This window comes from Paenibacillus sp. ISL-20 (genome assembly GCF_018613005.1).
GTDB lineage: Bacteria > Bacillota > Bacilli > Paenibacillales > Paenibacillaceae > Paenibacillus_AQ.
The window spans coordinates 57,275-78,059 of sequence record NZ_JAGGRD010000046.1 but is presented as its reverse complement, the minus strand read 5'-3'; the positions used below and the strand labels follow the sequence as shown (position 1 = coordinate 78,059).

General features: G+C 50.7%; 15 protein-coding genes and 1 other RNA gene. All 16 read right to left on the bottom strand.

Annotated elements, in window-relative coordinates; all coding sequences use genetic code 11:
• Positions 1 to 141: 141 nt before the first annotated feature.
• Positions 142 to 306, bottom strand: a complete 165-nt coding sequence (locus tag J7E85_RS25230; protein WP_215162758.1) for a hypothetical protein — start codon at positions 304 to 306, stop codon at positions 142 to 144.
• A gap of 234 nt (positions 307 to 540) precedes the next feature.
• Complete coding sequence (locus J7E85_RS25225) at positions 541 to 1,782, bottom strand: GNAT family N-acetyltransferase (protein ID WP_215162756.1); 1,242 nt, start codon at positions 1,780 to 1,782, stop codon at positions 541 to 543.
• A 215-nt stretch (positions 1,783 to 1,997) separates the two neighbouring features.
• Positions 1,998 to 2,786 (bottom strand): class I SAM-dependent methyltransferase, encoded by a 789-nt coding sequence (locus J7E85_RS25220; protein ID WP_215162748.1) that lies wholly within the window; start codon positions 2,784 to 2,786, stop codon positions 1,998 to 2,000.
• Positions 2,787 to 2,999: 213 nt separating this feature from the next.
• Entirely contained in the window at positions 3,000 to 3,437 is a 438-nt protein-coding gene (locus J7E85_RS25215) for an HIT family protein (RefSeq protein ID WP_215162746.1), read from the bottom strand.
• Positions 3,438 to 4,454, bottom strand: a complete 1,017-nt coding sequence (locus tag J7E85_RS25210; protein ID WP_215162744.1) for a serine hydrolase domain-containing protein — start codon at positions 4,452 to 4,454, stop codon at positions 3,438 to 3,440.
• Positions 4,455 to 4,813: 359 nt separating this feature from the next.
• Positions 4,814 to 5,178: a transfer-messenger RNA gene (gene ssrA, locus J7E85_RS25205) on the bottom strand.
• Between the two features lie 265 nt (positions 5,179 to 5,443).
• Positions 5,444 to 5,923 (bottom strand): SsrA-binding protein SmpB, encoded by a 480-nt coding sequence (gene smpB, locus J7E85_RS25200; protein WP_009593386.1) that lies wholly within the window; start codon positions 5,921 to 5,923, stop codon positions 5,444 to 5,446.
• A gap of 151 nt (positions 5,924 to 6,074) precedes the next feature.
• On the bottom strand, positions 6,075 to 8,720 hold the full coding sequence (gene rnr, locus J7E85_RS25195) for a ribonuclease R (protein ID WP_215162763.1): 2,646 nt from the start codon (positions 8,718 to 8,720) through the stop codon (positions 6,075 to 6,077).
• 196 nt (positions 8,721 to 8,916) lie between these two features.
• The gene (gene secG / locus J7E85_RS25190) at positions 8,917 to 9,147 is read right to left on the bottom strand and encodes a preprotein translocase subunit SecG (protein ID WP_009593367.1); all 231 of its coding nucleotides are present in this window, start codon (positions 9,145 to 9,147) and stop codon (positions 8,917 to 8,919) included.
• A gap of 435 nt (positions 9,148 to 9,582) precedes the next feature.
• A complete protein-coding gene (locus J7E85_RS25185) occupies positions 9,583 to 10,032 on the bottom strand; it encodes a PaaI family thioesterase (protein ID WP_215162742.1) in 450 nt (149 codons plus the stop codon).
• Between the two features lie 98 nt (positions 10,033 to 10,130).
• Positions 10,131 to 11,807, bottom strand: a complete 1,677-nt coding sequence (locus J7E85_RS25180) for a long-chain-fatty-acid--CoA ligase (protein WP_215162740.1) — start codon at positions 11,805 to 11,807, stop codon at positions 10,131 to 10,133.
• A 99-nt stretch (positions 11,808 to 11,906) separates the two neighbouring features.
• On the bottom strand, positions 11,907 to 13,697 hold the full coding sequence (locus J7E85_RS25175) for an acyl-CoA dehydrogenase family protein (protein ID WP_215162738.1): 1,791 nt from the start codon (positions 13,695 to 13,697) through the stop codon (positions 11,907 to 11,909).
• 630 nt (positions 13,698 to 14,327) lie between these two features.
• Entirely contained in the window at positions 14,328 to 15,518 is a 1,191-nt protein-coding gene (locus tag J7E85_RS25170; RefSeq protein ID WP_215162736.1) for an acetyl-CoA C-acyltransferase, read from the bottom strand.
• Between the two features lie 43 nt (positions 15,519 to 15,561).
• On the bottom strand, positions 15,562 to 15,714 hold the full coding sequence (locus J7E85_RS25165; protein ID WP_215162734.1) for a hypothetical protein: 153 nt from the start codon (positions 15,712 to 15,714) through the stop codon (positions 15,562 to 15,564).
• A 46-nt stretch (positions 15,715 to 15,760) separates the two neighbouring features.
• Complete coding sequence (locus J7E85_RS25160; RefSeq protein ID WP_215162732.1) at positions 15,761 to 18,202, bottom strand: 3-hydroxyacyl-CoA dehydrogenase/enoyl-CoA hydratase family protein; 2,442 nt, start codon at positions 18,200 to 18,202, stop codon at positions 15,761 to 15,763.
• Complete coding sequence (locus J7E85_RS25155; protein WP_215162730.1) at positions 18,199 to 20,379, bottom strand: (Fe-S)-binding protein; 2,181 nt, start codon at positions 20,377 to 20,379, stop codon at positions 18,199 to 18,201. Before J7E85_RS25155 ends, J7E85_RS25160 begins: the two co-directional genes overlap by 4 nt.
• Positions 20,380 to 20,785: the final 406 nt, after the last annotated feature.

Below are 20,785 nucleotides of genomic sequence, written 5' to 3'. Positions count from 1 at the left end.
TTCTATGCACCCCAGCCAAAAATTCCTCTATGACTTCTTCTCCTCACACTTACCACAGGGTGAAATCCTGCGAATTCATGAGTCTGAGTGAGGAAACTGAATCATTTCGAGGGAGCTCAATAAATCCTCGAAGCTTATGTCTTAATTTTTCTCTAGTATAACAAGTGAATAAACCGTACCCCCAGATTCACCTCCTGACATGGCACTCTGACTAACCACTTTCCATCCCCCTTCTAAAAGTTGATTCAACTCAGTCAAGTTATTCCTTTTATCGTTAAAATAATGAACAACGATTGCCTTTTGCATGAAATCCTCCCCTCCCAGAAAGCGTAAATAAGATTTTAGCGTTTCCAATTGCCACTTCGGTTTTAATTATAAATTCTGGGTCATTTTTGCGTTATCCTGCCCGTTAACGTAATGAAGCTGCCGATCAGCGCCGGCAGCTTATTCCTGGTCGTTTCCCGTTAGCTTAATATAAAAAACGTTGGTAATAACATTCAACTGCCCCAAAACAATTACCGCTCGTGTCAGAACCCTTGTTCAAAATTGAAGAAGACACATTGGTTTTTGTTCTGTTCTAAACACATTTTGTACTGATTCAAAATATGTATAATCAGATAACCTAGCTAATCCAAGACGGATTAATGTTTTAAAGTCTACTGCCCCCATAATTAGAGAAGAAAACTCAGCGACATCCATGCTTATTTCCACATCGTAATCAGTGTTCTCAGTTATAGTTGGAAATCCATTTACAAAATGTATTATTGTACTGCCATTATTTGACTCGAAGAAAGTATCAACTATAGAAATTTTCATCTTGCAGTTTTGATTTCCAAAGTTACGATTCACTAGCTTATCGAATAGTGTTTTTATATCAACTACTCGGTACATAATTCCCATGCCTATTGTACTCGTCTCGAGATATTTGGATAAAAAAGAATCATACGTACCTCGTGAGGGATCGGAAAGTAAAAAATGGAAATATTCATCCTGGGTTTCTATTATTACACGTTCTACTTGATCAAATTGTGTATGAAGGAATGTACAGAATTCCAAAAGAACATCAGGAGTTTCGTAAACAAGTTCTTTGATGACTAGATCGTTTTTGTACTGATAATGCGTGTGGAATGAAAATGCCAGATATCCTAAAATTTTTCCATCTTTTCTATATCCCACGATTCGATTCTCGCTAAAGTCAAACAGATCACCCAGACATTTATCCAACCTTTCAGTTAAACCGTTTGTCCTTTCAAAAAACCTGTTGTAGCAATTAAGAACCTCATTTCTGTCGTCATTATGTAAAAATTCAATATGTTGCTTTGAATCACCTCTAGGGAAACCTACTGTTTTTACTCTATATTGATTAATTTGACTGCCATATCCGAACCCCATTTTCTTATAAAATCCTGCATCAAATGGGTATAGTGTGACCAATGGCACTCCGCTTTCCTTATAACGTTGGAAAGAGAACTCTATTAGTTCTTTGGCTATTCCTTCCCTTTTATGCAGTAAATCCACCGCAACAGAACCAATTCCTCCTACACTCATAATTGTCGATGTAACATTCATTTTAAAGTCATAAAGACACATTCCGCCTAAAAGTTGTTTATCCCTATAAGCTCCAAACAGATCTTGCTGAGGAAACTGCTTAATACTATTTTCAATCCAACTTTTCAACCTGTTTACGTCATCTTCCTGATATCCAATCCATGGATACGAATTACAAGAAATTTCTGTAAATGCATCTACGTCTTCTATTGCAAGTTTTCGAACGGTATTCATCTGATATACAACCCTCTCTGTTAATTATTTACATTCAATAGTGTAGTCAGGGTTAACATATTACAGCACCTAATACGTCAACAAGTCAATGAACAGTTATAGTTGAACTTACTACCCATTAGCTTTATAAAATGAGCAGGTGCGGTAGCCTGCTCAACAATATGTATTATTCAACTATCGTGTCCCGTTAGTTTAACAATAATGGATTTCCATAGTCAGGGATGTAGTGGGGATAATTCTATATCAATTTTATCTGCAATTAGAGTGTAAAACTCTGGAAACCTCGGATCTGTGGAGCTAGGTATTTCTTCAAATACCCGTATAAATAACCCCGTGGTACCAATTGCAGTTAAAATCTCACCAACTGTCCAGCTTCGCCCTAAGGTCTTACCTAATCCAGATCGTTCCTCCTCAGGCAACAGCTTAGCGAAAGCAACTTCTCCTTCCTTAATACTATCGTCAAAATAATTACCAGTTGGATGTTTTAAATGGTATGTATTCATCCATGCATGTGCGAAAGGATGGAAGTCAGTCAAGATAAACCGGCCATTTTTTCCTAGTCTGCGACGAACCACAGAGAAAATAGAGCTGAGGTCTGTAAAATAATGCAGAACTCCAAATTCCATCAACACGATGTCAAATTCGCCTAGCGTCTCTTCGTTCGTGATATTTAAGACGTCAGAACAGATATAGTTGAGTTCCACACCCGCGGCAGAGGCAGTCCGCATCGCGTACAACCGATTTTCTTCAGATATGTCCACCACGGTAACATCAGCACCTAGCAATGCTAACGAAATTGCTTTTCGACCGTGCGAGCCAAGGAGGTTAAGAACTCGCTTGCCTGCTAGATCACCAATATACTTTAACCAATATCGAAGATGATGCTTGTGTTCCAGCTTCAACTCGCTCGCAAGTTCATCAGGGGTTCCATATTCTTGAACCCAAGCCTGATACGCTTTCGTTTCCCACGCAGTCTTATTTGTAATTGCCAATTTTTCTTGCATTCACGTACCTCCCAGATTCATATGTAGACACTAGCTGGAATATAGTACCACTAATGTACAAATAGTCAACATTATTCTTGCTCTACTGCCAGTTAATTGAGAAAAAGACAGCCGACCAAAAAGCCAGCTGCCTTCAAATGTTTTCATTGAGCTATCGTGTCCCGTTAGCGCAATAAGGCTGTGGATGAACCGACAATAGTCAAGAGTTAAATGCTATCTTAACGCCATTAACAAATCATCAAATTTTCCTCGCCATTCTCGGTGAGTCGTCCATTTAACATCTTGATTGTCACCATGTCTCCTAGGGACAATATGGAAATGGGTGTGAAACACATCTTGTTGTGCCTCGGCTCCTGAACTGTTGATTATCTGGACATTTTTGATTCCTAACTTTGTGTTATATAACATAGTTATCTTTTTAACAACTGACATTACTTTTATCAATTCATCTTCAGGTGTGTCAAAAATGTTCTCATAATGCCTTTTTGGAATAATTAAAGTATGATATTCATTTACGGGATTTATATCGAGAAAAGCATAAACGGACTCATTTTCATAAACCTTCCAAGAATTAGCTTCACCTTTTACGATTTTGCAGAAAATCACAGTCTTCCATTGACAATCTCTCCTCCTTACCCCAGTAACAAACATTTAAGGGACATTCGAGTATTGATTTAAAGCGGAACAAGCAAGGTTACCGAACCTTTGTATATCTGAAATATAATCAAATCCATTTTTCCCTCCAAAAGTCCAAAGACTATTTGTCATTCTCACCACCACTGCTTTATGCTTAGGTATAACAGTACATGAACATCCTGAAGCTCCGAGAATTTGATAGCTCCCTTCAGGAAGGTCCGAGCCCAATTCAGAGTTTTTTACATTCTTGTCTTGTATCCACCAGAATGATCCTAGCCTTGGTAAATAGGATGGTAACGAAGAAGGAGTTAAGACAGAAGTGAGGTTATTAAACAACTCTTTGGGCAGGATTTGTTGACCTTGAAAATATCCCTTGTTTAAGTGGAAATTTCCCCATAAAGCAAGATCCCTTGCGCTTACATAAAGATTACGATCACTACCTTCATCTGATTCAAGTCTTAAAGTGGGGTAGCTATTAGGATCATTTATATCGCAAACTAAAGATTCTTTACCTGCTGTTCTCCACTCGCTCTGCGTTATACCCAACGGTTCAAACACTCGCTTGTTTATTAGTTCGGCTACAGTTTTTCCGGTTGCATTCTTGATAATTGCTGCTAGTATTTCAGGTCTTTTTCCTTCAAAAGCCGTACCTGCTTCAAACCTACGTAGTACACCGTCTCCTTGAAATTGCAAACCCGTTGTCCTTGTAACTAAATGTCTAATTGTTGTGTTATTTAGAATGCTACTATCATAAGTCATTAAATAATTACTTATTGGCTCATCGAGACTTTTTATTGCGCCATCATGTATAGCGATAGCAGCTGCTAGACCTACATATGTAACCCTTGTTGAATAAACATTAAATTGAGAAAACACGTCCACCTTTCTGGCACCCTTATGGAAATGATGATATCCAGAATACCACTCATGAAGGATTTTGTTGTCTTTCATAACGCATATTGCAGCAGCCGAAGCAGCAATGCGATCTTTAATTTCATTTGTATATTGATTCAAATCATTAAAGTAATCCATTTGCTACACCTCATTTCACAGAATATTTGTTCGTATATAATGATAATGATTTCGCTTAATTTTTGGAAGGATATTATCAAGGAATCTGCCCTTATTAAAAAAGGAGCGCATTCACCTGCTACCTGCTTATTCAAACTTTGAATAATTCTTTTAATGGACCGGTAAACATCAATCTTACCCACGTATTTAACTAATAATCTAACGGTTCCAAATATGGGGGAGGGGGGGATTTCCAAGTCAGCAGAAGAATCTTTTATGCCAGTTTGCGGTAAGCACTTGCTTTAAATAACGAAGTGTCTACAAATAGTCTACATTTACAGAATAAAAAAATAAAAACCCGCTCTATGAGCGGGTTCTATGTATGGAGGCGAGGGGAGTCGAACCCCTGTCCGAAGATAACGACAACACAAGCTTCTACGGGTGTAGTGACAGATTTGATGTCACCCTAGAGACTCCCTGTCACCGGATTCCCTTCAGGTCAGCCTGATTGTCTTCTTCAGCTAGCCCCAGGCGGAGACTAGACAGCGTATCCCACTAAAGTTGAGCCCTCATCCCGGTACATGGGCGATACAGAGCGAGAGCACGCTCACAGGTTATTAAGCTGCGAAAGCGTAGTTGTTTTGTTGTTTGCCGTTTAATTGGCTTTAGCGTTGATGAAGTGGACGCGTCCCCACTACCCGCTACTCATGCCCGAACTATCCCCGTCGAATCCAAAAACGCCCCCTTAAGTTGGAGAAATGCCGGTGTTTCGCACCTTAGCGTTCCTGCCAAAAAGGGCTATCGGATTAAATCAAGAATATTCAGCCATAGCAGTCGATCTATGCCGCAGACTCTTTCCCTCCAAGAAAGAAGAATGCGCCAACTGTATGCTGATTGTCAAAGATCTTATTGATCTCTCTTACATCAATTAGTATATCACATTTGACATCAAAATGATATATACATTGCAGGTAACACAGCTAAAAGCTGCCATCCTGCTAGTTGCTCCATTACCTTGCAATCTTCTGCTTCTCGCGCAGCGCACGCTGGATATCGCGTTGTGCATCTTTCTTGGCGGCATCGGCTCGCTTGTCGTACTGACGCTTACCTTTACCGAGGCCCAGCAACAACTTCGCATAGCCGTTACGGATGTAGATCTTCAGCGGTACGATTGCGTAGCCGTCCTGCTTGGACAGGCCCAGCAGCTTGCGGATCTGCTCCTTGTGCAGCAGCAGCTTCCGTGTACGCGTAGGGTCCGTCGGGTTGTTGCGGTTCCCTTGCTCGAACGGACTGATATGCATATTATGGATATGAATCTCGCCATTCCGAATGGTGGCGAACGCATCTCCAATATTGGCACGGCCGTTCCGTATGGATTTGATCTCCGTTCCGGTCAGCACCATCCCGGCTTCATACGTATCCTCGATGAAGTAATCATGGGAAGCTTTTTTGTTCTGGGCCAGAACCTTCCCGTCACTTTTCTTACCCATGGTCTCACCCCTTGTCATCAACAATGATAATGGAAAAAGGACTTCCAGCAGACCGCCAATCGCAATCTCACCAGAAGTCCATTGTATCAAACGTCAGCCTCCAAAAGCAAGGTGGGGCAAGCGCCTCCAGCGTTAGATCAGGAGGAAGAGCTTACTTTTTCTTCTTCCGGACAAAAGCGGCTGTGCCGTTTCCGCCCTTGCTCTTCCGTTTGCGGGCACCCCCGCCGCCGGGGTTGCCTCCAGCATTGCCGCCTGGAGTTGGACCTTCGCCGATGAAAATGCCGCTGCCCGCCGTCTTCTTGCGCCGGTTCTTCCCGCCGGCACCGCCAGAGCTGCGAGCGTTACGGTCAAAGCCTAGCGCACCGCCGCCTGCGGAACTGTATCCGCCTTTGCCGGAGCCAAAGGCGAAGTTCGACGCCTGCTGCTCGTCGGCACCAGCACCAGCAGCAGCGCCCGCTCCAGCTGGCGCCTCGCCGCTGCGCTTGCCGCGGCCACCCTGGCCGCCGGCGCTGTCACTGCGGCGTCCGCCTGGCACGCCGCCTTCAGCCGCGCCGCGCTTACCGCCGCGGCCCTTACCCCCGCGGGCCGCGCCATCGCGGGCACCAAATCCGCGGCCGCCGTTGCCGCCGCGGTCGCCTTCGCCGCGCCCTTGACGGCGCGGCTTCATATCCACCATCTCAAAATCGATGGTGTGATCGTCCATGTTCACCTTCGCCACGCGAACCTTCACATCATCACCGATGCGGTATACCTTCGAGGTCCGCTCCCCGATCAGCGCCATATGGCCCTCATCGAAGTGATAATAATCGTCGGTCATCGCGCTGAGACGAATCAAGCCTTCGACCGTGTTCTCCAGTTCAATGAACATGCCGAAGCTGGTCACGCTGCTGATGATGCCTTCGAACTCTTCTCCGACCTTATCCAGCATGAACTCGGCTTTCTTGAGCGCTTCCGTATCCCGCTCTGCATCCACAGCCACACGCTCGCGCTCGGAGGATTGCTGAGCGATGTCAGCCATCCGGCCGGCCAGATGCTCATGACGCTTCTCATCGAGCGCGCCGCCGCTTTCCAGTACTTCTCGGATGACCCGATGAATGACCAGATCGGGATAACGCCGAATCGGAGACGTAAAGTGGGAGTAATATTCCGCAGCAAGACCGAAGTGGCCCGTGCTCTCCGCATCATATTTCGCCTGCTTCATCGAACGGAGCATCATCGTGCTGAGCACCGTTTGCTCCTTCGTGCCTTGAATGGCTTCCAGCAGGTTTTGCAGGGCGCGCGGATGGATCGAGTTGCCCCGTCCCTTCACCTGATGCCCGAAATTGGCCGCGAACGCCATAAAGTTCTGCAGCTTCTCCTGATCCGGGTCCTCATGGATCCGGTAGATGAACGGTACTTTCATCCAATGGAAATGCTCTGCCACGGTTTCGTTAGCTGCCAGCATGAATTCCTCAATGATCTGCTCCGCAATGGAACGTTCTCTTTTGACGATATCCACGGCTTTGCCATTCTCGTCCACAATGACCTTGGATTCCACAAAATCAAAATCCACCGCGCCACGGCGCATCCGGCGGTTCCGCAGCTTCAGTGCCAGCTCGCGCATCAAGCGGAAATCCTCCACGAGGTCACTGTAACGCTCGATCAGCTCCGGATCCTCATCGATCAGGATTTTGCGTACATTGTTGTACGTCATCCGTTCTTTCGTACGAATAACACTGGTGAAGATATCGTGCTTCACGACTTTCATCTGCTCGTTGAATTCCATTTCACAGGACATCGTCAGACGATCCACCTGCGGATTCAAGCTGCAAATCCCGTTGGACAGACGATGCGGCAGCATCGGAATGACCCGATCCACCAAATACACGCTGCAGCCGCGATCGTAAGCTTCCTTATCCAGCTCGGAGCGCTCGCGGACGTAATAGCTGACATCGGCAATGTGAACGCCCAGACGGTAGTTTCCGTTCGGCAGACGTTCTACATTCACCGCATCATCGAGATCCTTGGCATCTTCGCCATCAATCGTCACAATGTTCAAGCCACGCAAATCACGGCGTCCCTGCTGCACAATCTCATCTTCCGTAATGGCATCGGGCGCTCCATCCGCCTCGGCCAGCACTTCCTCCGGAAATCCCTCCGGCAGCTGATGCTTGCGGATAATGGACAGAATGTCGACGCCCGGATCGTCCTTGTGACCCAGAATCTCCACCACTTCGCCCTCTGCCGCAGCTCTTCCTTCCGGATAGCTCACCAGCTTTACGACGACCTTCACGCCATCAACGGCTCCGTTAATCGCATGCTTCGGAATAAAAATATCCCGGTTGATCCGCTTGTCATCCGGCAGCACGAAGCCATAGGCTTCATGGTTCTGGTATACACCCACGACTTGGGTGACGGCGCGCGTCACGATACGGACCACTTCGCCTTCCATTTTGCCGCCATCGTTCTGTTTGGAACTGATCCGGATAAGCACGATATCTCCATTCATCGCACTCTTCAAGTCATTGGCATGAATGTACACATCCGGGTGCTCGCGATCATCAGGAATCAAGAAGGCAAACCCCTTTGCATGTGCCTGCAGACGTCCGCGCAGCAAATTCATCCGTTCCGGCACACCATAACGCTGGGTGCTGGTCAGAATGATTTTTCCGGATTGTTCAAGTTCATTCAGCAGCTTCAAGAATTCCCTGAATTCATGAGCATCCTTAATGGCAAAATGCTGCTCCAATTCCTGGTACGTCATCGGTTTGTATGCAGTTTCCCGCATAAAATTCAGTAATATTTCTTCAGTTATCATCATTATCACCTCGGGGAACCTGCAATTTCATCGTTCCGCTATCCATTCTTTACCTTCATATACTCATACCCTAGTATACACGAATTTAATCTCCGGTATCCTTCCGAACACCGTCTTAACCTATGTATTCCAAAATTCAGGCAAATAAAAAACCCCCGCTCTTCCAAGAGTGAAAAAGCGAGGGTAATGTTCATTGTTATTTCAACATAGCAACAACGATGGCCAAAATCATAAATCCTGCTGCAAGACCTACCGTTGTACGCTGCAGTACGAGATCCATACCGCGAGCCTTTGTTTTACCAAAAAGATGTTCCGCACCGCCGGAGATGGCACCGGCAAGACCTGCGCTTTTCCCTTTTTGGAGAAGAACGACAGTAATCAACCCGATGGAGAAAATAACAAGCAACACTTCAAAAAATACAACCATGACTTCCACCTCCTACGTATGTAAACATCTGAATTTATTATCTTAAGAGACATTCTAGATTCTACATGAAAAACAGCATTCTCATTGTACCACAGCTTTATCGACCTGACAAGGAGTAAGGGGGAATCACTTCATAACTCCAACCACGAACATGCCATCTCCGCTTCTTTGCTTTAATCCCATAAAGAAGACCCCGTACCAGGTGGATCTGGAGCTTTGTTAACCTTTTGGAACCGCCGTATGCGGACCCGCATGTACGGTGGTGTGGGAGGACGGGGGTTAGCACCCCTCCTGTCATAAGCTCAATTGACGGGAAGCTACTGATCAATAGTTACTCAAACTACTCACCCACAAAATTTCCAGCTCACCAAAAAAATAAATGGCCTGCCCCTCCAACGTTGGCAGACCACCTGTTTCATAGCAGCCAAGGCTGCTTTATTTCACTCGGAAGGACCCTGTGCTGATCGCCACAAGTTCGCCCTTCTCGTTCGTAATTCTGCATTCCGTCGTGACCGAACGGTGCGTCTGATGCACGATGCTTGCCGTTACGGTGAGGATACCTGCTCTGGCTGGCATGACAAAATGCACATTCAAATTGCTCGTCACCGTTGATTCGCCAGGACGCTCCAGCATGACGGCAATGCCCATGGCGTTATCCATCAATGAGGAGAGTACGCCGCCATGCACGATGCCCGCCATATTCATATGATGAGGCTGGGCATCCAGCGTCACAACAACCGCCTCCGAGCTGGCAGACGCAAGCTTGCAGCCGAGATATCCCCAGAAGGTGGGCTCCGCCGCTTGGGTCATGGCTTCAATGTACGCCTCCCGGTCTAATTCCGGCTGTCCAGCCTTCGTCTCCGGATTGGCATTGGTATGATTCATCAGGCCGCCTCCTTTTTTCTTCTGACGTCGTTAGTACTGTATCCATTCCAGCGGGATAACATGAATCGCTTATCGTGCCTACTCCGCTATTCTGCGCATCAGCCCGTTCTGCCTTCCTCTTCCTCCTCCAGCAGCTTGCGGCGCAGCACCTTGCCTACCATCGTCTTCGGCAGCGAATCACGGAACACGTACTCGCGCGGAACCTTATAGGCAGCCAGCTGACTGCGGCAAAACTTCTCAAGGCCCGAAGGGTCCGGAGACGCGCCATCCTTCAGCACAATATAAGCTCTCACGCTTTCGCCGCGATAATCGTCCTTCGTTCCGACCACGACGGCTTCCTTCACGGATGGATGCTCATACAGCACTTCCTCGATCTCCCGAGGGTATATATTGAAACCGCTTGCAATGATCATATCTTTCTTTCGATCGATGATCGTAAAATACCCCTCTTCGTCCATCGTTGCCATATCGCCCGTGAACAGCCAGCCGTTACGCAGCGTGTCGAACGTGTCCTCCGGTCGGTTCCAGTACCCGATCATCACCTGCGGTCCTTTCACGATCAGCTCGCCAGGCTCGCCGATGGGCATTTCTTCCCCCGTGTCGGGATCGACCACCTTGGCATCCGTATCCGGAACAGGTACGCCAATGGTGCCGATTTTGCGCCTTCCCCAGATCGGATTTACATGGGTAACCGGGGAAGCTTCGGTCAAGCCGTAGCCTTCGATCAGCCGCCCTTTGGTCAGCTCCTCGAACTTATCCTGCACCTCGACCGGAAGCCCGGCAGAGCCGCTGACACAAGCATTGATCGACGACAGATCATATTCCTTGATCCGTGGGTGATTAATCAGTGCGATATACATGGTCGGCGCGCCCGGGAAGAGCGTCGGCTTCATTTTTTTGATCAGGTTCAGAATCATCGTCACTTCGAATTTCGGTACCAATATCAGCATACCGGCACGGTAGATCGCCTGGTTAAGCAGCACCGTCAGCCCGAACACGTGAAAACAGGGGAGAACCGCCAAATAGCGCTCCTTCCCATCCTCCACCTGAAAGCACCAGTTCGCGGACTGCACGGTGTTAGCGATCAGATTCATATGCGTCAGCATGACGCCTTTGGGAACACCGGTCGTGCCACCGGTATACTGGAGCAGGGCCAAGTCCTTCTCCGCCTTCACGGATTCACAGATCGGGTCATTCGGCGCACTGGCGAGCAGCTTTTTGAAGGCATGGACGCGGCTTCCATAGTTGACGACCGGAAGGGGACCCTCCTTCTTGGCTTTAATCGGGTAGAGGAGATTCTTGGGGAACGGCAGATAGTCCGCCACAGATGTGACGATCATATGTTCCAGGTCCGTCTCCTCGATGACTTTTTCAACACGGGACACGAACATATCCATCGTGATAATGATCTTGGCACCGGAATCCTTCATCTGATGCGCAATTTCCCGCTCCATATAGAGCGGGTTGGTCATGACGGCCACGGCTCCTGCGAGCAGCACGCCATAATACGAAATCACTACCTGTGGGCAGTTGGGCAGCATAATCGCTACCCGGTCGCCCTTCTTAATCCCTTTGCTGCGGAGCGCGTTCGCCATACGATAGGACGACTCCAGCAAACTCCTATAGTTGATCGTTTTGCCCATGAAATACATGGCCGGCCGATTCGGAAATTTCTGTGCCGACGTCACGAGAAATGATGCCAAATTCTGTTTCGGATAATCAAAAGCGGGGGCTACTTCGGGCGGATAAAACGGCAGCCAAGGCTTTGTATCCATACAAAACCAACCCTTTCCTAAGGAATGCTCCTTCTTTCCTACTCCAAGAAAAATCTCTCTCTTTTCAGGCTACATTCACATCTCTTTCGGTGCCGGATGCTACACGGTGTACCGTTCGTTCTTGACGACACGGGCCGCGATGCTGCGCTTGAGGGCCACCGTATCGACCGGCGTGCAACGCGTCAGTTTCTTGAGCACCGACAGCTGCATGCGCAGCATATCACCGGTTTCCACCGAGGCCAGCGTCTCTTTTGCGAGTGCTTCAATGCGCTGGAACGCCTCGTATGCAAACACCTGCGTCATCTCGATCATGCTGGCTGCCTTTTCCTCCGAGGTGCGTTCGATTTGCTTGCGGGTACGCAGCAGCGCACTCTCGAGGGCATAAATATCAATCATCATATCCGCCAGATTAGACAAGGCCTCCTGCTCTTTCTCCAGCTTCGTGCCGAACTTCTGTACCGCCAAGCCGCCTGCGAGGAGGAAAATCTTCTTGCTCATGTCCAGGAAGTGCGCTTCCTGCTCCAGTGTGCCTTCAAAGGTTTGACCAGGTACCAGCTGCAGCAGCTCACCCTGGAGACCTTGGGCTTTTTGCAGGAGTGCGATTTCACCTTTCATGGCCTTCTTCACGAGCGTGCCCGGAATCAGGAGCCGGTTGATCTCGTTCGTGCCTTCAAAGATGCGGTTGATGCGGGAGTCCCGATAGATGCGTTCCACTTTGTACTCTTGGATATACCCATAGCCCCCGTGAATCTGCACCGCTTCGTCTGCTACGTTATCCAGTCCTTCCGAACAGTACACCTTGTTGATCGAGCATTCAATGGCATAGTCGGAGATCGCGGCAGCCGAGTGGATTCCGGCATCCTCGTTGTTGTAATCGATGTCCTGCATCGCTTCCTCCAGCAGACCTGCCGTACGGTACACCATACTTTCCATCACGAAGGTGGTGATGTTCATCTCGGCCAGCTTCTTGCGCATGAGCGGGAACTGCGAGATCGGCGTATCGAACTGTTTACGGGTGTTAGCATATTTCGCGCTCAGCTCGATGGATTCCTTTGCCGCACCGACGGTGCCGGCTGCCAATTTGTACCTGCCGATGTTCAGGATGTTGAAGGCAATCCGGTGGCCCTTACCGATCTCGCCGAGCAGGTTCTCCTTCGGCACCTTCACATCTTCGAAAAAGAGCGGACGCGTCGACGAGCCCTTGATACCCATCTTCTTCTCCTCCGGTCCGAGCGTAAAGCCGTCCATCTCCTTCTCGACAATGAACGCTGTGAAGTGCTCTCCATCAATCTTGGCGTAGACGATAAAGATATCCGCAAATCCGGCGTTAGTTATATATAGCTTCGATCCGTTCAAAATATAATAGTCTCCGTCATCCGACAGGCGTGCCGTCGTTTTGGCACCCAGCGCATCCGAGCCGGAGGTTGGCTCCGTCAAGCAATAAGCCGCGATTTTCGCGCCAGTCGACAGATCCGGCAGGTACTTCTGTTTCTGCTCGGTCGTGCCGAAGAACACGATCGGCAGTGTACCGATCCCGACATGAGCCCCGAAGGAAAGCGCAAAGGACGATCCCTTCGCCAAGTTTTCGTTAATAATCGTGGAGCTGACTTTATCCAGACCGATCCCGCCGAACGGCTCCGGCACATCGGCTCCGAGCAGGCCCAGCTCGCCTGCTTTGCGAAGCAGATCTACCGTCATCTCGTAATTGAGCTTCTCCAGCTCTTCATCGTGCGGCACGATTTCCCCATCGATAAAATCACGCACCGTCTCGCCGATCATGCGGTGCTCTTCCGTGAAATCCTCAGGTGTCAGGATGCGCTGCATATCGGGATTATCGATGACAAAGCTGCCGCCTTTGATTTTCGGTTCTTTGGTTTGGTTATCGCTCATGATTGGTTTCCCCTTTCGGAATGCGGATTAAGGTGGAGTGCAAGGACTGCCTTGGTATTGCTGGGTTGCGACTTGCTGGTTGATCATGGATGATGTATGCGTGACTGTGGTGCAATAGTGGCCGCTCCGCGTGCGGATTGTACTTCCGATCGCTGTTGAGTTTGGATTTCAATGAATGGCTCTATAAGTAGAAGAAATCCAAACTCAAAGGCGACCACTTCGTTTCTCCAGTACAATTCCGCCCTCTCCGCTAGGCTAGAGCACTCAGGTCCTGAGCCGTACCGACGGCTATCCTTGCACTCCCCTGTGGTTGGAGTGAGTGGTGCGGTGTCCGGTCCGGGTACGGAACGGACACCGCACTAAGACTACATCTCAGTGTGAATTGGCTAGTCATGCATCATTAGAAGATCATTGAACTTAGATATCGAAAACCTCGATCTGGTTCATCGAATACAATCAGAGGCATTGCTGAGCTAACTTTCCATAGTCCTTGCTCGGGAGCTACTAGTCCCTTGAGGACTTATAGCGCGAATCGAACCACGCTGAGCAGCTGCAAGGACTAATGCGGGAATCCCTCCCCAAGCCCCTTTGGGGTATGGAAGGAAATTTCTTCTCGCCACAACCCACTCCTTAAGCCCCAGCAGCATGCACCTCGAACACCCCCGCGGCGCCCATGCCGCCGCCGATGCACATGCTCACGACGCCGTAGCCGCCGCCGCGGCGGGCCAACTCCGAGATGAGGCTGACGGTCAGCTTGGCACCGGTGCAGCCGAGTGGATGGCCGAGCGCAATGGCGCCGCCATTGACGTTGACCTTGCTCTCATCGATATTAAGGGCGCGGATGATGTGGAGACATTGCGAAGCGAACGCTTCGTTAATCTCGAACACATCCACTTGATCCAACTCGATGCCCGCCATGCGGAGGGCCTTCGGGATCGCTTCAACGGGGCCGACGCCCATAATCTCCGGCTCTACGCCTGCCAGGGCAAACGATTTGAAGGTAGCCAGCGGGGTAAGGCCCAACTCCTCCGCTTTCTCTCGACTCATGACGGCTACGGCCGCCGCGCCGTCACTCGTCTGCGACGCGTTGCCCGCGGTAACCGAGCCGCCGAGGGCAAAGGCTGGCTTCAATTTGGCCAACACATCCGGGGTTGTGTCCGGCCGGACCCCTTCATCCGTATCGAAGGCAAAGGTTTTGCTGCGCACCTTGCCCTGCTCGTCGGCCGCAGCCAGCGTTACGTTCACCGGTACAATCTCGTCCCGGAACTTGCCTTCCGCGATGGCGGCGGCAGCTTTGCGGTGACTGCTGGCCGCGAAGGCATCCTGCGCCTCACGGGTGATGCCGAAGCGACGAGCCACCTCTTCCGCGGTATGCCCCATGCCGATGTACACTTCTGACATCTCTTCGACAATCGTCGGATGCGGCGCCGGCTTGAAGCCGGTCATCGGCACATGGCTCATGCTCTCGACGCCGCCGGCAACGATCACCTCGGCATGGCCGAGCATAATGCGCTCTGCCGCAAAAGCGATCGCCTGAAGTCCAGACGAACAGAAGCGATTGACGGTCAGCGCGGGTACTGTGACCGGATAACCCGCATACAGCGAGATAATCCGCGCAACGTTAAGGCCTTGCTCGCCTTCCGGCATCGCGCAGCCGAGGATGATGTCCTCGACGTCCTCTTTTTTTAGGCCCGGCGCACGCTCAATGACGGCTTCCAGTACGGCTTTGCCGAGATCCTCTACGCGCGTCTGGGCAAAACCGCCCTTCTTCGCCTTCCCCACCGGGGTGCGGGCTAGGGATACTATGACTGCTTCTCTCATGCCATTCACCTCATCAACTTAAAATGGTTGGATCAAATACCGTTTATGATTGCCGGCCGCTAATCGGCCGTGAAATGAATTCGTAACGGGTGGAACTGATTAAAGAGCCTCCATCATCCAACTTCACCAGCACGGATAACCTGCCACCACCATGCCACCATGTACTGCATGCACCCGTCGATTTGGTGAATCGCACGTTGCGAATGATGATATAACTCTTAGCTGAAGCAGCTCTTAAAGCCCTAATTCCGCAGCGGCTTACCTTTCGCCAGCATATGCTGCATGCGCTGCTGGGTTTTGACTTCGCCGAGCAGGCTGAGGAAGGCTTCGCGCTCCAGGTCGAGCAGATGCTGCTCGCTCACCACGGTTCCCGCAGGAACATCGCCGCCCGTCAGGATGTGCGCCAGCTTCTTCGCGATCAACAGATCGTGATCGCTGATATAACCGCTGCGCTTCATGTCGATGGCGCCCATCTGGAGCACGGCCCGGCCATCACGTCCGACAACGCGGGCTTTGCCCGGCTGCGGCGGAACATAGCCTGCCCGGTCCATCTCTAACACCGCTTGCTTCGCTTCATAGATTCGGTAGTCCTGGTTCATGACCACCGAATCCCCGCTCCGCCCATACCCCATGCGGATCGCTTCATGTCCGCTGGTCGATGCCTTCGCCATCGCCACCATCTCGAAGATTTTGTTGATCTCCGGTTGGAGGTCACTATCCTTGTCGGGATGGCGGTTGCTGGTCATGAGCGCCAGCTCCTTGCAGCCGCCGCCTGCCGGAATGAGGCCGACGCCCGTCTCCACCAGGCCGAAATAGGTCTCCGCCGAGAAGATGATCCGGTCGGCAGGCAGGCACGCTTCCACGCCGCCGCCCAGCGTCATCCGGTGAGGCGCAGCCACAACCGGCTTCTCCAGCGCCTTCAGCTTCATCATGCTGCCTTGGAACAGACGAATGATGTCATCCACCTCATCCCAGTCCCCGCTCTGCGCTTCCATCAGCATGAGCATCAGATTGGCGCCGACGCAGAAGTTGCGGCCTTCGTTCGCGAGCACCAGCCCGCGATAATTCGCCCGAACCTCTTCTACGCTCTGCTGGATCATGACCAGAATATCGGCACCGATTGCATTGTTCGGGGAAGTGAATTCAAGACACGCTATGCCATCCCCAATGTCGATCAGGTTCGCCCCCGTGTTCGAGCGAATGACCCGGTTTTGCGATTTGAGCGCTTGCAGCGAGATCAGCTCAGGCTGAACCTCTACACCCTTATACTCACCTTTGAAATAATGGAACACTCCGCCGTCCTTCTGCTGATAGAAGGACTTGTTGCCGGCGGCAATCCAATCCTTCACCCAAGCCGGAACCGTCATGCCCTCTGCTTCCATACGCTGCACGGATTCAGGCAGTCCGATCAGATCCCACGTCTCGAATGGACCGAGCTCCCAGTTGAAGCCCCATTTCATCGCGTTGTCAATGTCCTGAATGGAATCGGCGATTTCTCCCAACTTATCGGCCGCATATACAAGCACTTGCTTCAATACATTCCAAGCCAGTTCCGAGTAACGGTCCTGCGTACCGAGGAATGCCTTGATCTTTCGCTTGGCTCCCTTCACCGCTTTGGCGGCTTCGATGGAAGCGGAGCTCACTTTGGCGCTCGGATTGTACTCCATCGTGGACAGGTTAAGCGATAAGATTTTGCTGCCTTGTTCGCTCTTTACTTTTTTATAGAATCCCTGGCCGCCCTTCTCACCGATCCAGCCGCGGGTGACGAGTTCATTCATGACATCGGGAACGGTGAACACATCCCTCTCGTTCCCGTCCGGCACGGAGTCGTACACATTTCGGGCCACATGGACAAACGTATCGATGCCAACCAAATCCAGCGTACGGAAGGTGGCGCTCTTCGGACGCCCCAGCACAGGCCCGGTGGCTGCATCCACTTCCTCCACGGTATAGCTGTTCTTCACCATCTCTTGCAATGTGACCAGGAGACCGTAGGTGCCGATCCGGTTCGAGATGAAGTTCGGCGTATCTTTCGCCAGCACTACCCCTTTACCAAGGCGCTTCGTGCAGAATTCAACCATAAACTTCGTAATGTCCGGATCGGTATCAAAGCCCGGGATAATCTCCAGCAGCTTCATATGACGCGGCGGATTGAAGAAATGGGTCCCCAGGAAGTGGCTGCGGAATTCCTCGCTGCAGTCCTCGACCATCGCATTAACGGAAATGCCGGAGGTATTCGTGCTGACGATCGCCCCTTCTTTACGCACGCTCTCAATCTGTTTGAAGATGCTTTTCTTGATTTCCAGACGCTCCGTGACCACCTCAATGATCCAGTCCACATCCTTCAGCTGGCTCAGATGATCCTCGGTATTGCCCGGGGTGATCCGGCCCACAAAATCAGCGCTGTACAGCGGAGCCGTGCTGGATTTAGGGAGAGCGGCAATCGCTTTGGAGGCCAGCCTGTTTCGTACCTTCGGATGATCCAGCGACAATCCGGCTTTTTCCTCTTCCGCGGTTAAGGAACTTGGAACGATGTCGAGCAGCAGGCAGGGAATGCCTGCGTTGGCGAGATGGGCGGCGATCCCCGACCCCATGACGCCCGAGCCGATCACGGCGGCTTTGGTTATGTTTCGACTTGCGATACCGGAACCGCTGACGGATTCCTTGGTAATGGTATTACTCATTGCACAACGACCTCCTGTTCATGGATTTCGGATAGACCGAATACGGATAACTCCAGGATTTCCGCGATATCTCGCGTTTTTACGCTTTCTTCCACTTCCTTCAGCTTCGCGCCGTCCTCCAGCATCGTCAGACAGAACGGACAGGCTGAACTGATCATCGTCGGGGATACGGCAAGCGCCTGCTCGGTGCGTGCCAGATTCACGCGCTTGCCCGCGTCTTCCTCCATCCACATCTGCCCGCCGCCGGCCCCGCAGCACATCCCGTTCTCGCGATTCCGCTCCATCTCCAGGAGCTCAACGCCAGGAATGGCGCGAAGCACGCTGCGCGGCTGATCGTACACATCGTTATACCGTCCCAGGTAGCAGGAGTCATGATAAGTAATTTTCTCCTGAACCTGATATTTAGGCTGAAGACGCCCTTCCTTCACCAGTTGGTCCAGCAGCTCCGTATGATGAATGACCTCGGCTTCAAGCCCAAACTCCGGGTACTCGTTCTTCAAAATATTGAAGGTATGCGGACAAGCTGTAACGATTCGTTTCACATCGTATTTCTGGAATGTCTCGATGTTCTCCGTGCACAGCTGCTGGAACAGAAATTCATTGCCCATGCGGCGCGGCGTATCGCCCGAATTCTTCTCCTCGTTGCCGAGAATGGCGAAGTTGACACCCGCTTCATTCATAAGCCGGACAAAAGCCTTGGTGATCTTGCGGCTGCGATTGTCGTAAGAGCCCATGGAGCCGACAAAGAACAGCACGTCGAAATCCGGGTTTTCCTTCACGGTCGGAATCTTCAGATCCAACGTCCCTTCCGGGTCGACCTCCTTCACCCACTTGCTCCGGTCCGCGCGGCTGATTCCCCAAGGGTTGCCTTGTCGCTCGATGTTTTGCATCGCGCGCTGGCCTTCCTGCGGCACGCTGCCCTCCATTAGAACGAGATGACGCCGAAGATCCACGATTTTGTCAACATGCTCATTCGCGACCGGGCACTGATCCTCGCAGTTGCGACAGGTCGTGCACGCCCAAATCTCTTCTTCCGTCATGACGCCGCCGATCAATTGAATGTCCTTCGGGTCTACGCCCTCGACCTGATGCCAAGAGCGCTTCTGCACGTCCATCGTCGGACCGATATCGGTAATGCCCTCGCCCTTCCAGCCAACAAGCGCCAGATCCGTCGCAGCCATTGTATGGACGCCGAGCGATCCAAACACCGAGGCTGGCATCCACGCTGATTTGGAGGTGAGCGCGGCACCTTTTTCCGTGAGATGATCCCTAAGCTTCACAATCATGTGCATCGGCGACAGCAGCTTGCCTGTATTTGATGCCGGGCATACGTTGGTGCACCTTCCACACTCGACGCAAGCATAGAAATCGAGCATCTGCTTCTGCGTGAAGTCCTCGATTTTGCCTACCCCGAATTCCTCCGCCTCTTCATCCTCCAGATCCAGCTTACTGAGCTTGCCCGGGGGATCGGTGCGGCGGACCAGAATGTTGATCGGCGCTGTAATGAGGTGAAAATGCTTCGATTGCGGCACATAGATGAGGAAAGACAACAGAATCAATAGGTGCAGCCACCAGAACAGGTAATAACAAACCGTCACCGCCACCGGCGGCATCCAGGCAAACACCGCCGCAATGCTGGATGAGATCGGGGCCATGGCCGACCACGCCAGTCCTTCCATGAGCCGTTCAAAAGCCATCGTCAGCAGCACCGAAGCCATCAGCGTGGTGATGAAAAACACGACAATGCTTGGCTTCCAGCCCCGCTTGAGCCGTTTCAGCTTCTCGCCATAGCGGCGATAGGCCGCATAACCGATAGCGAGCAGGATCAGCGCAACCGTAATCTCCTGCATAAGGATAAAGCCGGCGTGCCCCGGGATCGGCAGGCTGTAGCCGGACAATCCCTTCCAGATGATGTCGAGCGCACCAAACTGTAAAATGATAAATCCGTAAAAAACGATAAAGTGCATGATGCCGCTCTTGCGGTCCTTAAACAGCTTGCTCTGTCCGAATACCTGGATGGCGAATTGGCTCAGGCGTTCCTTCAGATCCTTCTTCAGATTCGCTGGCTTGCCCAAACGGATATACAGGTACCGGCGATACACCACCGTAGCGAACATGTACACCGCCCAACCGGTGATCAAGACAAAGAGCAGTGCGTTGATTAAGGTTAGAATCATCTCTCTCAGCCCCTTGCGTTAAAAAATCCTTCTTTCTTCTGGTAGTCTGGTGCAGCGTCCCATTTTCCGAAGCTCCTGTCACTCCTTCCTAACTCTCGTCATATGTCCATGTCGGGATAATATATGAAGCGCTTTCATTGCGAGAACAAAAATAGACCTCCACATCGTGCCGTGCCGACCACGCTAAACCGAACTTCATCTTTTCTGGCTGCATCTCTTCATCCGTACAACGCTCTCATCTGTACTTGCCTGCGGATACCCAGTGACTTGTTTCTTCCGGTTGAACTGCCGTCTATTGCTCCGATATGAACGCCTTATTTTGCTGCTCTGATCCATCTGCTTCATCCACTTCGCGCTTCTTCGTAACCCATCGTTGACAACGACATGAACGTATTTTATGATGGAT

Coding starts and splice junctions, on each gene's coding strand:
- J7E85_RS25230 (WP_215162758.1), bottom strand. CDS start 306: ATGCAAAAGGCAATCGTTGTTCATTATTTTAACGATAAAAGGAATAAC.
- J7E85_RS25225 (WP_215162756.1), bottom strand. CDS start 1,782: ATGAATACCGTTCGAAAACTTGCAATAGAAGACGTAGATGCATTTACA.
- J7E85_RS25220 (WP_215162748.1), bottom strand. CDS start 2,786: ATGCAAGAAAAATTGGCAATTACAAATAAGACTGCGTGGGAAACGAAA.
- J7E85_RS25215 (WP_215162746.1), bottom strand. CDS start 3,437: ATGTTTGTTACTGGGGTAAGGAGGAGAGATTGTCAATGGAAGACTGTG.
- J7E85_RS25210 (WP_215162744.1), bottom strand. CDS start 4,454: ATGGATTACTTTAATGATTTGAATCAATATACAAATGAAATTAAAGAT.
- smpB (WP_009593386.1), bottom strand. CDS start 5,923: ATGGGTAAGAAAAGTGACGGGAAGGTTCTGGCCCAGAACAAAAAAGCT.
- rnr (WP_215162763.1), bottom strand. CDS start 8,720: ATGATAACTGAAGAAATATTACTGAATTTTATGCGGGAAACTGCATAC.
- secG (WP_009593367.1), bottom strand. CDS start 9,147: ATGGTTGTATTTTTTGAAGTGTTGCTTGTTATTTTCTCCATCGGGTTG.
- J7E85_RS25185 (WP_215162742.1), bottom strand. CDS start 10,032: ATGAATCATACCAATGCCAATCCGGAGACGAAGGCTGGACAGCCGGAA.
- J7E85_RS25180 (WP_215162740.1), bottom strand. CDS start 11,807: ATGGATACAAAGCCTTGGCTGCCGTTTTATCCGCCCGAAGTAGCCCCC.
- J7E85_RS25175 (WP_215162738.1), bottom strand. CDS start 13,697: ATGAGCGATAACCAAACCAAAGAACCGAAAATCAAAGGCGGCAGCTTT.
- J7E85_RS25170 (WP_215162736.1), bottom strand. CDS start 15,518: ATGAGAGAAGCAGTCATAGTATCCCTAGCCCGCACCCCGGTGGGGAAG.
- J7E85_RS25160 (WP_215162732.1), bottom strand. CDS start 18,202: ATGAGTAATACCATTACCAAGGAATCCGTCAGCGGTTCCGGTATCGCA.
- J7E85_RS25155 (WP_215162730.1), bottom strand. CDS start 20,379: ATGATTCTAACCTTAATCAACGCACTGCTCTTTGTCTTGATCACCGGT.